This window comes from Kitasatospora sp. NPDC056783 (genome assembly GCF_042789895.1).
Taxonomy (GTDB): Bacteria; Actinomycetota; Actinomycetes; order Streptomycetales; family Streptomycetaceae; genus Kitasatospora.
In genome coordinates this window covers 1-11,004 of sequence record NZ_JBHUAF010000290.1, presented here as the reverse complement: position 1 = coordinate 11,004, position 11,004 = coordinate 1, and the positions used below count along the sequence as shown (strand labels likewise).

Annotated in this window: 11 protein-coding genes; 10 read left to right on the top strand and 1 reads right to left on the bottom strand. The window is 73.0% G+C overall.

Going from position 1 to position 11,004, the window contains the following annotated elements; all coding sequences use genetic code 11:
• The 8 genes from ACFRMQ_RS30310 to ACFRMQ_RS30275 all read left to right on the top strand — a co-directional run.
• On the top strand, positions 1 to 693 hold a 693-nt coding region (locus ACFRMQ_RS30310; protein WP_380733879.1), incomplete at its 5' end, for a thioesterase domain-containing protein.
• A gap of 14 nt (positions 694 to 707) precedes the next feature.
• Positions 708 to 1,295: a carboxymuconolactone decarboxylase family protein gene (locus ACFRMQ_RS30305; protein ID WP_380733878.1), complete on the top strand. Its 588-nt coding sequence runs from the start codon at positions 708 to 710 to the stop codon at positions 1,293 to 1,295.
• Positions 1,296 to 1,302: 7 nt separating this feature from the next.
• Entirely contained in the window at positions 1,303 to 2,640 is a 1,338-nt protein-coding gene (locus tag ACFRMQ_RS30300; protein ID WP_380733877.1) for a cytochrome P450, read from the top strand.
• A gap of 79 nt (positions 2,641 to 2,719) precedes the next feature.
• Positions 2,720 to 4,051 (top strand): hypothetical protein, encoded by a 1,332-nt coding sequence (locus ACFRMQ_RS30295; RefSeq protein WP_380733876.1) that lies wholly within the window; start codon positions 2,720 to 2,722, stop codon positions 4,049 to 4,051.
• 263 nt (positions 4,052 to 4,314) lie between these two features.
• Positions 4,315 to 4,668 carry a hypothetical protein gene (locus ACFRMQ_RS30290; RefSeq protein WP_380733875.1) on the top strand — a complete coding sequence of 118 codons (354 nt, stop codon included), beginning with the start codon at positions 4,315 to 4,317 and terminating at the stop codon, positions 4,666 to 4,668.
• Between the two features lie 151 nt (positions 4,669 to 4,819).
• Positions 4,820 to 5,674: a PhzF family phenazine biosynthesis protein gene (locus ACFRMQ_RS30285; protein ID WP_380733874.1), complete on the top strand. Its 855-nt coding sequence runs from the start codon at positions 4,820 to 4,822 to the stop codon at positions 5,672 to 5,674.
• A gap of 233 nt (positions 5,675 to 5,907) precedes the next feature.
• A complete protein-coding gene (locus ACFRMQ_RS30280) occupies positions 5,908 to 6,195 on the top strand; it encodes a hypothetical protein (protein ID WP_380733873.1) in 288 nt (95 codons plus the stop codon).
• Positions 6,196 to 6,290: 95 nt separating this feature from the next.
• Positions 6,291 to 6,674, top strand: a complete 384-nt coding sequence (locus tag ACFRMQ_RS30275; RefSeq protein WP_380733872.1) for a hypothetical protein — start codon at positions 6,291 to 6,293, stop codon at positions 6,672 to 6,674.
• A gap of 288 nt (positions 6,675 to 6,962) precedes the next feature.
• On the opposite strand, the gene ACFRMQ_RS30270 is transcribed toward ACFRMQ_RS30275, so the two are convergent.
• Positions 6,963 to 8,381 carry a PLP-dependent aminotransferase family protein gene (locus tag ACFRMQ_RS30270; protein WP_380733871.1) on the bottom strand — a complete coding sequence of 473 codons (1,419 nt, stop codon included), beginning with the start codon at positions 8,379 to 8,381 and terminating at the stop codon, positions 6,963 to 6,965.
• Between ACFRMQ_RS30270 and ACFRMQ_RS30265 the strand changes: the two genes are divergently transcribed.
• Positions 8,380 to 9,615, top strand: coding sequence for an aminotransferase class V-fold PLP-dependent enzyme (locus ACFRMQ_RS30265; RefSeq protein WP_380733870.1), 1,236 nt, complete (start codon positions 8,380 to 8,382; stop codon positions 9,613 to 9,615). The two genes, ACFRMQ_RS30270 and ACFRMQ_RS30265, sit on opposite strands and share 2 nt — an antisense overlap.
• Complete coding sequence (locus ACFRMQ_RS30260; protein ID WP_380733869.1) at positions 9,612 to 10,928, top strand: MFS transporter; 1,317 nt, start codon at positions 9,612 to 9,614, stop codon at positions 10,926 to 10,928. Before ACFRMQ_RS30265 ends, ACFRMQ_RS30260 begins: the two co-directional genes overlap by 4 nt.
• The last annotated feature ends 76 nt before the right edge of the window (positions 10,929 to 11,004 follow it).

Here is an 11,004-nt window from a genome sequence, read left to right as displayed (position 1 = left end):
GCCGGGGCCCCGGAGCACCACCCCCTCCTGCTCGCCGACGGGCCGGACCTCCCGGCCGTGGTGTGCGTGCCCAGCATCGGGTCCCCGCCGGACGCCTCCCCCTTCGTCCGGCTGGCCTCCGGATTCACCGGACGGCGCGCCGTCCGGGCCCTGGAGGCACCTGGCTACCGGGACGGCGAACTCCTGCCGGCGTCCCTCGAACCGCTGCTGGACCTCTGGGCCGAGGAGCTGGCCGCCTCGCCGGCGGAGCCGGCCGCCCCGCCGCCCGCCACCCGCGTCGTCCTGCTCGGTCACTCCTCCGGCGGCTGGTTCGCCCACGCCCTGGCCGAGCGGCTGCGCGAACGCGGCGCGCCCGCCGCCGCCCTGGTCCTCCTCGACACGCTCCCCCCGGGCACCCGCTCCCACCCCCTCGTCGAGGAGGCCGCGTTCCGCGTCGCCGACCACGCGACCGCCGACTTCCCCACCGCCGCGGCCCTGACGGCCGGGATCGCCTACCGCGACCTGATCGCGGACTGGTCCCCGGCCGCCGCCGTCACCCCGACGCTGTTCCTCCGTCCCCGGGACAGCTCCATGGGCCTCGCCTGGCCCTTCCCCCACCACGCCGTCGACGTACCCGGCGACCACTTCTCCGTCCTCGACCGGCACGCCCGGCCCACAGCCGCCGCCGTGCGGGCCTGGCTGGACTCCCGGTGAAGGAGCGCACACCGATGTGCCCGGACGACGCCCCCGCACGACGGATCGCCCCCCTGCCCGCGGACCGCTGGGACGAGCGGGAGCGCTCCCTCGCCGCTCGCGTTCCCGAGGTCCTCGGCCCCGGTGTGCCCCACGTCGTGGGCACGCTCCTGCACCACCCCGACCTGATGGAGGCCCTCGCGCCGTTCTCGCTCTTCCTGTTGACCCGCGGGCGCCTGCCGCACCGCGAGCGGGAGCTGCTGATCCTGTGCACCGTCTTCCTCGCCGGGGCCCGGTACGAGTGGAGCCGCCACGTCCCGCTCGCCCGGAGCGCGGGCCTGCGGGACGCGGAGATCCGGCGTATCCCGCGCGGACCCGGGGATCCGGCGTGGTCGGACCCGGACCGCGACCTGCTCCGGGCCGCTCACGAACTCCACCGCGGCGCCCGCCTGTCCGAGCGCACCTGGGAGGCCCTCGCGGCCCGGTACGACCAGGCCGGGATGATTGAGATCACCATGCTGGCCGGTCACTACCGCATGTTCGCCTACCTCCTGAACTCCGCCGGAACGGAACTCGATCCCGGGTTCACGTCGGAGGCCATGGACTCCTCCGAAGGAGAGTGAGGACACGATGACCACCAGCCCGACGGGCACCGCCCGGCTCGCACCCCACCGGCTCCCGGTCGTCGGACACGCGCTGCCCCTGGCGCGGGAGCCCCTGTCCTTCCTGCGTTCCCTGCACGCCGCGGGGGACCTGGTCCGCGTGGACATCGGACCGCTGCCGGTGTACTTCGTCACCACCCCCGGCCTGTTCCACCAGGTGTTGGTGAAGGACGCCCACTCGTTCGCCCGCGGCCGGTTCTTCGCCCGGACCCGCCGCCTCCTCGGGGACGGCCTCGCGACCTCCGACGGGGAGAACCACCACCACCAGCGGCGGCTGATGCAACCGCTCTTCCATCAGAGCCGGATGCCCTTCTACGCCTCGGTCATCACCCGGCACCTCCAGGCCCTCACCGACTCCTGGAGGCCCGGCCTGGAGGTGCGGGTCGAGGAGGAGATGATGGGCATGGCCATCGGGATCATCGCCGACGCGATGATCTCCTGTGACCTCGGGCCCGAGGCGGCCGCGGAGATCCGGCACTGCATGCCCGTGCTCGACAGGACCATCGTCACCCGCGCCCTGATGCCGAGGTGGCTCGACAACGTCCCGATCCCGGCGAACCGGCGGTTCGACTCCGCGGCGGACCGCATGCGGCGTGCCACCGACCGGCTGATCGCCGAGCACCACTCCGCCGACGCCCACGACGACCTGCTGTCGTGGCTGCTGACGGCACACGACAGCACGACCGGCGAGCGCATGAGCGACCCCCATGTCCGCGACGAGATCACCACGATCCTGGGCGCCGGAAGCGTGACCACCGCGCACACCATGGCCTGGGTGTTCCACGAGCTGGCCCGGCACCCCGAGGCCGAACGGAGGCTCCAGGCGGAGCTCGCCGACGTCCTCGGCGGACGGCCGGTCACGTACGCCGACCTCCCGGACCTGGAGTACACCGGCCGGCTGATCCAGGAAGTGCAGCGGCTGTACTCCCCGCCGCTGGGGACCCGGCGGGCCATCACGACGCTCGAGATCGACGGCGTGCGGATCCCGCCGGACACCGAGGTGGGATTCAGCCTGTACGCGCTGCACCGCGACCCGCGGCTGTACACCGAGCCCGACCGCCTCGACCCCGACCGGTGGTTGCCGGAGCGCAGCCGACAGCTCCCCCGGGGAGCCTTCATCCCCTTCGCCGCCGGCTACCACCGCTGCATCGGCGAAGCCTTCGCGAAGACCGAGGCGGCCCTGACGGTCGCCCACATCGCCGCGCACTGGAGCCTGCGCCCCGTGCCCGGGCACCGGGTCCGCCCCGTCGCGGCACTGGTCCCGCGCCCCGACAGACTGCCGATGACCCTGCGGACCCGCGACTGATCGTCCCGGTCCGCGAAACCGACGAACGGCCGTCGTCAGCCCGCCCCACCGGCTGTCGACACCGGTCCAGGAGGGACACATGAAGAAGCGCCAGCCGAACCCGTCACTGGCCGCGCTGCTGTCCGAATCCCGATGGAGCACCGGAGAACTGGTACGGGCCGTCACCGAACTGGCCCGCGCGCAGGGCCTCGAGCTGTCGTACCACCGAACGGCACCCGCCCACTGGCTCACCGGCACCAGGCCGAAGGACCCGGCACCCAAGCTCATCGCCGAGGCGTTCAGCCGACGACTCCGAAGGCCCGTCAGCACGGCGGACATCGGCCTCGGGCAGCAGGGGGCCGCACAGGAGGGCAGGCCCTCGGCCACCGATCCGCAGGGCCTGCTCCGCGTCATCGAACTCGCGCGCACCGACCTGCACCCCGAGCGCGGCCCGCGCGCACGGGAGCGGATCTACGACTCCGCCCAGCCGCCGGCCCGATCCACCGGACGCCCGGACGACCGGCCACTCCTCGCCGCCCAGGGGGCGGCCGGCGATCTGGTGGCCCTGTTCAAGGAACTGCACGTCAGGTACGGCGGCATCAACATCCGCCCGATGCTCGCCGGCTACCTGGCCCACGCGCACCGTACGAACGACCCCGCCGCCGACGGACAGCCGGCCGACCACGCCCGGCTCACCTACCGGATGGGCGCACTGACCGTCGACGCCGGACACCACCACCTCGCCCAGCAGTACCTCCTCTGCGCCCTCGACCTCGCGGCGCGGTGCGGCGACCGGCCCACCCGCGCCCTCGCCCTGCGCATGCTGAGCTTCCAGGCACTGTCCCTCGGCTACACCGCCCAGGCCCTCCAGCTCGCCGAGCAGGCCACCGCCGTACGGATTCCCGACGGCCCGCTGCGCGCCCTCGTCCTCGTCCAGCGCGCCCTCTGCCGGTCCGCCACCGCCGAACGCTCCGACACCCTCGCCGACCTCCTGGCCGCCGAACGCTGCTACGACGCCGCGTCCGGCGACGACGATCCCTTCCTGCGGTGCCCCCGCGCCGAGTTCGACTACTGGAGGGGCGTGGCGCTGTCCGCCTGCCGGGCGGACCGGCCCGCCACCAGGGCGTTCGAGGAGTCCCTCCGGCAGTGGGCCGGAGACGAGCACCTGGGCCTGGCCATGACGCACTCCGCCATCACCCGCTCCGCCGTGTCCTCGGGAGCCCCGGACCGGGCGGCGGCCCACTGCGAGGCCTTCCTGGCCCACTACGGGAGCACCGCGTCCGCCTACGCCGACCGCGAGCTCGCCCGGGTGCGGTCCCTGCTGCGGACCTTCCGGCGCAGCCGGACCGCAGCCGAACTCCTCGACCGGGCCGACAGCCTCTTCCCGGTCGCGGGCCCGCCACCTTCGGCTGCGGTCGGTCCGGGCCGTTGAGCGGCTCCGACCGGCCCCGACAGCGCGGCTCCGCCGGAGCGAGAACCCGTGGGACGTGCGGGGGGATCCACCAGGCTTGGACATTTGGTCCAGATTGGATATACAGTCCAGATCATGGGAACCGTCGATGAAGGCATGGATCCGCGGGTGCGGACGTGGGCGCCGGCGGGCCACGCCTGTCGTCACCGGCGCCCTTCACGTCTCCCGATCCACCGCTACGGCCTGCCGGCCGGACCGCGAGGACCAGCGAAGGATGGACAAGCATGACCGGGCTACCTCCCGCAGAGAGTCTCGCCCTTCCCGAGCACGCTGTGCGCCACCACCCGACCGCTCCGGACATGCCGCACAAGAACGAACTGCCGGCGGCGCTGTTCGCCCGCGCGGCGCTGATCGCGACGGACGACCACCGGCAGTGTCTGGACCACGGCGACTTCGGCCACGCGGTGCGCGCCGGCTCCACCGCCGAGAGCGGCGACACACCATTCGGCCTCCTGCTGGAAGGGCCCGTCGACCGGCCGGACGGGGCGATCACGGTCGCGGACCTCACGGGCGTCGGCGCCGTGGACGCGGCACTCGCCTCGGCCGTCCTGCGCGAACTGGCCCCGCCGGCCCGGTGATCAGCATGTCCGTCGGCGCCGGCGTCGGCACCGGCGTCGGCCACGGCAGCGCGGGCAGCGGTCCGGCCGATGACGACCGAGCCGCTTGGAAGGAAACCACACATGACGAGCCACGTCGGCGAGGCCTGGAACGGATCCGGTGAGGATGGGCATGGAGTTTGAGCTGGTCGAGGTGTTCGGAACCGGGCCCCTGACCGGGGGACCGCTCGGCGTGGTCAGGTGCGACACCGCGTGTGACGATGCGCTGATGCAGCGTCTGGCGGCCCGCCTGGCCATGCCGGAGACCGTCTTCCTCCGCGGCGGTGACGGCGGGGAGGTGGAGGTGCGGATCTTCACTCCCTATGTGGAGCTGGACTTCGCGGGTCATCCGCTCGTGGGAGCGGCCGCCGTGGCGGTGCGGCAGGGTCTGGCCACGCCAGGCTGGGTGGCGATGCGCACGCGCGGCGGGATCGTTCGCGCGCGTGTGGGACCGGGAGCGGACAGCGCGGTTCTGGAGGAACGGCTCTGCCGGGTGGGTCCGCCCGTCGCGGCGGACCTCGTGTGCGAGGCGGTGGGGCTCGCTCCGGATGCGGCCGTGGGGCCGGTGCGACCGGCATCGGCCGGACTCGGGTTCGCCTGCCTTCCGGTGAGTGCCGCTGGTCTCCGATCCGCCAAGGCCCTGCCGCTCGAGGTCGCGGCGCTCGCCGAACGGGTCCCCGGACTGGCCGGCGTCTTCGGGGTGGCGGTGTTCGTTCCGCGGCTGCCTGAGGTTCGTTCCCGGGTCTTCGTTCCCGAGCCGGTGTGCGCGGAGGACCCGGCCACCGGCTCGGCCGCGCTGGCCGTGGCGGGATGGCTCGCGGACCAGGGGCGGCCCGAGGAGTCCCTGGCGTTCGACATCGTCCAGGGCACGGCCGAACTCGGCTTCGCCAGAATGCGGGTGGAAGTCCGCGGGCACGCTGACCGAGGTCTGCTCGCGAGCGTCGGCGGCGGGGTACGGACCTTGCTCCGGGGGCGGCTCACCCTCTGAGGCCCGGCCGGCCGGGTGAGTTGCCCGGCGGCAGTCGTCCGTGTCGGGTGTTCGCGCGTGTCCGTTGTCCACCACCCGTCTCCGGACGGATGGTCACCGAGGTTCGGCGCTCGGTAGATTCCCGCCATGAGTGACGACGAGGACTACCAGGACTACCAGGACAAGAGCCCCGCAGCCGCACGGATGGGGAAGGCCGCCGAATATCTGGTCGCGGCCTCGTCCATCCTCGCCACATGCTGTTCGTCGCCGTCGCCGTCGCCGTCGCCGTCGCCGTCGCCGTCGCCGTTGAGCGAGGGGCGATCACGACGGCCTGGCTGATACCGAGTGCCACGTTCGGAGAGATGGTGACCGAGCCCAACAGCAAGGGGCGCTTCCGGTTCTCGGCGTCCCTGAAACCGGACTCCAAAGACCGCTGGACCCCGTTCCGGTTGACAGCGTCCGAACTCCCCAGGCGCATCCTCGCTCGGCTTGCCGAGCTGGAGAAGGCGGATGCCGGTCCTGTGACCGCAGAGGTCCGTTGAGTTGTCGGCCGCGCGGCTCGCGGGGGATCCCGTCTCTGTAGGATCACGGGCCCAGGGTACGAAGATCGGAGGGTCTGACGATGGGAATGCCGCGGATGCGCCTCGGCAGCGGTGGGGCGTGGCTGGAGCTGGTTCAGGCAGACGAGGACAGTTGGCGGGTCACCGCCGATTGGTGCTCATCGCTGTCAGCCGACTTCACGGCCTACCTCACCAGGGAGGAGGCCGTGGACTTCGCCGCACGGATGCTCTCCCACTTGCGCGCCTCGTCGGGCTCTCGGTTCACGGCCGCGGTGACTCCCGGCCGCAACAATCCGCTGGTGCTGAGCGCCGAACCCGTCGGGGACGGGTTCGCCTTCCTCGTGCGGCTGACTCCCAACGGCGACGACGACGTGTGCCGCCTGCAGATGGAGATCGATCCCATCGACGCCGCCGAGCTCCGCGGCATGTTCGACGCGTTGCACGCGTCATTGGCGCTCTGACCGCACGGATTGTCAGGTCGGCTCCGGGCGGCGGTCCGGAGCCTTCGGCTCCCCGGGTCGTCGCACCTCTTCCCTCGGCTTCTGTTGCCACGGCTGATCACGACCCCTCCGCCCGGCGGGCGCCGGGTGACCTTGGCCGCGGCTTGCAGCGGAGGGGCGGCGGCGGGCGGGTGGACAGGCGGTCGATGCCGGGCCGGATCTCCTGCGTCCAGGACGAGATGACCCGGGGATGAACGAGACCAGAACCGGGACCGCGCGCGGGGACCGACCGCCGAGGCGGTCGCGGAGTCAGCCGGATGCCGGCGCGGACCATCGGGCCACGGCCGCGAGGCGGGCGGCGGCTTCGGCGAGGTCGGCGGGTCCGGCCGCGGCGGCGAAGCCGAGGCGCAGGTGGGCGGCGGGCGGCTCGGCCGGGAAGTGGTGGTGGCCCGGGTTGACGGTCACCTGGTGTGTCGGGGCCGTGTCCGCGACGGCCGCCTCGGTGAGGCCGGGGGGAAGCCGGACCCACAGGTGCAGGCCGCCTTCCGGTACGCACGGAAGGGTCCAGTCGGGGACCTCGCGGGCGATGGCGTCGGCCAGGACGGCGCAGCGGTGGCGCAGGGAAGTGGCCAGGCTGCGCAGGTGGCGGTCCCACGCGGGGGTGCTGAGCAGTTCGACCGCGGCTTCCTGGAGGGGGCGGGCGATGAAGAAGTCGTCGACCCGTCGCATGCCGAGCAGGCGCCGCATGACCGGGCCCCTGGCGATGACGGCGCCGATCCGCAGGCTGGGCGAGGCCGGTTTGGTCAGCGAGGTGAGGTGGATGACGGTGCCGTCGCGGTCGTCGGCGACCAGCGGGCGCGGTACTGGGCGGCCGTGGCCCAGGTGGCGGGCGAAGTCGTCCTCGATCAGGAAGGCTCCGGCGGCTCGTGCCACGTCGACGATCTGGCGGCGTCGTTCGGGGGAGAGGACGGTGCCGGTGGGGTTGTGGAAGGTGGGCTGGCAGTAGAGCAGGCGAGCGCCGGTCATGGCGAAGGCGTCGGCGAGCAGGTCGGGGCGCAGGCCCCGGTCGTCCATGGGTACGGGCACCGGCTGCAGTCCGGCGGCGCGGGCGGCGGCGAGAGCGCCGGGGTACGTCGGTGACTCGACCAGGACCGGGGCCCCGGGCGCCGCGACGGCGCGGAACAGCATGGACAGCGCCCCCTGCCCGCCCCCGGTCACCAGGACGTCCTCCGGGTCGATGTCGCCGCCCGCCTGACGGGCGAAGACCGCGCGCAGTGTCGACAGGCCGGCCGCCGGGGCGCGGTGCCAGGCGTCCGGGCGGCGGGCGGCCCGGGCGAGGGCGCCGCCGAGCAGCCGGGTGGGCTGGAGGCTCTCGTGCAGGTAGCCGCCGGACAGCGAGATGGCGCCGGCCGCGGGTGTGCCGGACTGCTCGTCGGAGGGTTTGGGGAGGGGCCGGCGGCCGGCGAGGGCGACCGCCTGCCAAGAGGTGTCCGGTTCTCCGCCGGCGACTTGCGGTCGGCGGGCGGCGACGTAGGTCCCGCTCCCCGGGCGGGTGACGACCGCCCCCTCGGCGGCCAGGAGCGCGATGGCCCGGGAGACGGTGACCGGCCCGACTCCGTGACGCGCGATCAGATCGCGGCTGCTGGGCAGGCGGTCGCCCGGGGTGAGTCGGGCGATCTCGTTCCGGAGGATCGCCACCAGGGCCTCGGTACTGCTACCGTCATACATGAAGAACGAGAATAGCGCTTTCATCCGCAGTGCGGAACCGCTCCTGGACCTCACCGCCCTACGGGCCGACACCCCCGGCTGCGAGACGGTGATCCACTTCAACAACGCCGGCGCCGGGCTGATGCCGCGTCCGGTGCTCCAGGTGATGCTCGACCACCTCCAGCTGGAAGCGGCCATCGGCGGGTACGAGGCATCCGCCGCCCGGGCCGCCGAGGTCGCCGACTTCCACGCCTCGCTCGCGGACCTCCTGGGCACCCGCCCGGGCAACATCGCCTTCGCCGCGAGCGCGACCCACGCCTACACCAAAGCCCTCGACTCGATCGACTTCCGCCCCGGAGACGTCATCCTCACCACCCGCAACGACTTCGTCTCCAACCAGATCGCCTTCCTCGCCCTGCGCAAGCGTCACGGCGTCCGGATCGTGCACGCCCCCGACCACGCCGACGGCAGCGGCGTCGACGTCGACGCCATGGCCGCGCTGATGCGTTCCCACCGCCCGCGCCTGGTCGCCGCCACACACGTGCCCACCAACTCCGGCCTGGTGCAGCCGGTTGCCGAGATCGGCCGGCACTGCCGCGAACTCGACCTGCTGTACCTGGTCGACGCCTGCCAGTCGGTCGGCCAGTACCCCGTCGACGTGGAGCGGATCGGCTGCGACCTGCTCACCGCCACCTGTCGCAAGTTCCTGCGCGGGCCCCGCGGTTCGGGCTTCCTCTACGTCTCCGACCGGGCGCTCGCCGCCGGGTACGAGCCGCTGCACATCGACATGCGCGGTGCGCGCTGGGTCGCCCCCGGCTACTACCGTCCGGTCGCCACCGCGGCCCGGTTCGAGGAGTGGGAGTTCCCGTACGCCACCGTGCTCGGCTGCGCCGCCGCCGTCCGCTACGCGCTGCGGGTCGGCCTCGAACCGGTCGCCCAGCGCACCCCGGCCCTGGCCGGACGACTGCGCGAGCACCTCGCCGCCGTACCCGGTGTCCGGACGCTGGAGCGGGGGCCGGCCCCGGCCGCGCTGGTCACGTTCGCGATCGAGGGGTGGGAGGCGGAGCCGTTCAAGGCGGCACTGGACGCGCGCGGCATCAACTCCGCGCTCAGCTACCGGGAGTTCGCGCAGTTCGACTTCGCCGACAAGGACGTGCAGTGGTGCCTGAGGCTGTCGCCGCACTACTACAACACCGAGGACGAGGTCGACGCGGTAGCCGACGCGGTCGCCGAACTCGCGAGGGGCGCCCGATGACCCAGACCTCGACCTCGCCGGACACCACGGTCGCACCGGACACCACGGTCGCACCGCGCCGAAGCCTCTGGCACAACGGCGACTTCCTGCGGTTCTGGGCGGGCGAGACGCTCTCCCTGCTCGGCACCCAGGTGACCAACCTCGCGCTCCCCCTGACCGCCATCGGCGCGTTCGGCGCGACCGACGAACAGGTCGGGCTGCTGCGCTTCCTGCAACTGGTCCCCTACCTCGGGCTCGCCCTGGTGATCGGCGTCTGGGCGGACCGGCACCGGCGGCAGCCGGTCATGCTTGGTGCCAACCTGGTCAGGCTGGTCCTGCTCGGCCTGATACCGGTGCTGTACTGGTGCCACACGCTCAACCTGCCCGTGCTGATGATGATCGCCTGCGCGGTCGGCATCGCATCGGTGGTGTTCGACGTGAGCTGGATGTCGTACGTGCCGGTCCTGGTGAAGAGTCCCGAGCACTACGTCGAGGCCGGCGCCAGGATGAGCACCAGCTCCTCCGCCGCCGACATCGCCGGGCCCGGCTTGGGGGGCGTCCTGGTGTCGGCGGTCGGCGCGCCGGTGGCCCTGCTCGCCAACGCCTGCTCCTACGCGGTGTCCGTCGTCTCGCTGCTGCTGATCCGCACGACCGAGCCGCGCCCCGAACCGGTCGCCGAGCGGCACCTGTGGCGCGAACTCAAGGACGGCATGGGCTGGGTGATGCGCGACGGCGTGCTGCGGTCCCTCGCGCTGATCGGATTCTGCTGCAACTTCTCGATGGTCACCGTGTGGACGATGTTCCTGCTCTACGGCGACCACGACCTCCACCTCGGTTCGGGGACGATCGGCGCGGTCTTCGCGACCGCCTCCGTCGGCGGCCTGATCGGCGCGCTGATCTCGCGTAAGGTCATCGCCCGGTTCCCGCTCGGCAAGGTCTACCTGGTCGCCCAGTCCGCCCTGCTGCTCGGCCCCTCGCTCATCCCCGCCGCCACCGGGCCGCGACCGGTGATGATGGGGATCTTCGTCCTGTCCTTCTTCACCACCTACCTGGGCCTCGGCGTGGCCGGGGTCGTCATCGTCAGCCTCCGTCAGGCCGCGACCCCGCAGTCGATGATGGGCAGGATGACCGCCGCGTTCCGGACCCTGCTGTTCGGCGGCGGGTCCCTGGGCGGTCTCTCCGCCGGACTGCTCACCGGCCAACTCGGCGCCCGAGGGGCCCTGACCGTGGCCGCCGCCGGCTCCGCCGTCGTCGTCATCGGCCTGGTGCTCTCCCCGGTCAGCCGCCTCAAGACCCTGCCGTCGGCCCCGAAACAGACGGCAGCGGCCCGCTGAGCGAATGACGAAGGCCCGGGCCGCTTCGCATGGGTTCCATCCGGGAGCCTCGGTGCGGTGCGGGCCCGTGGACGCT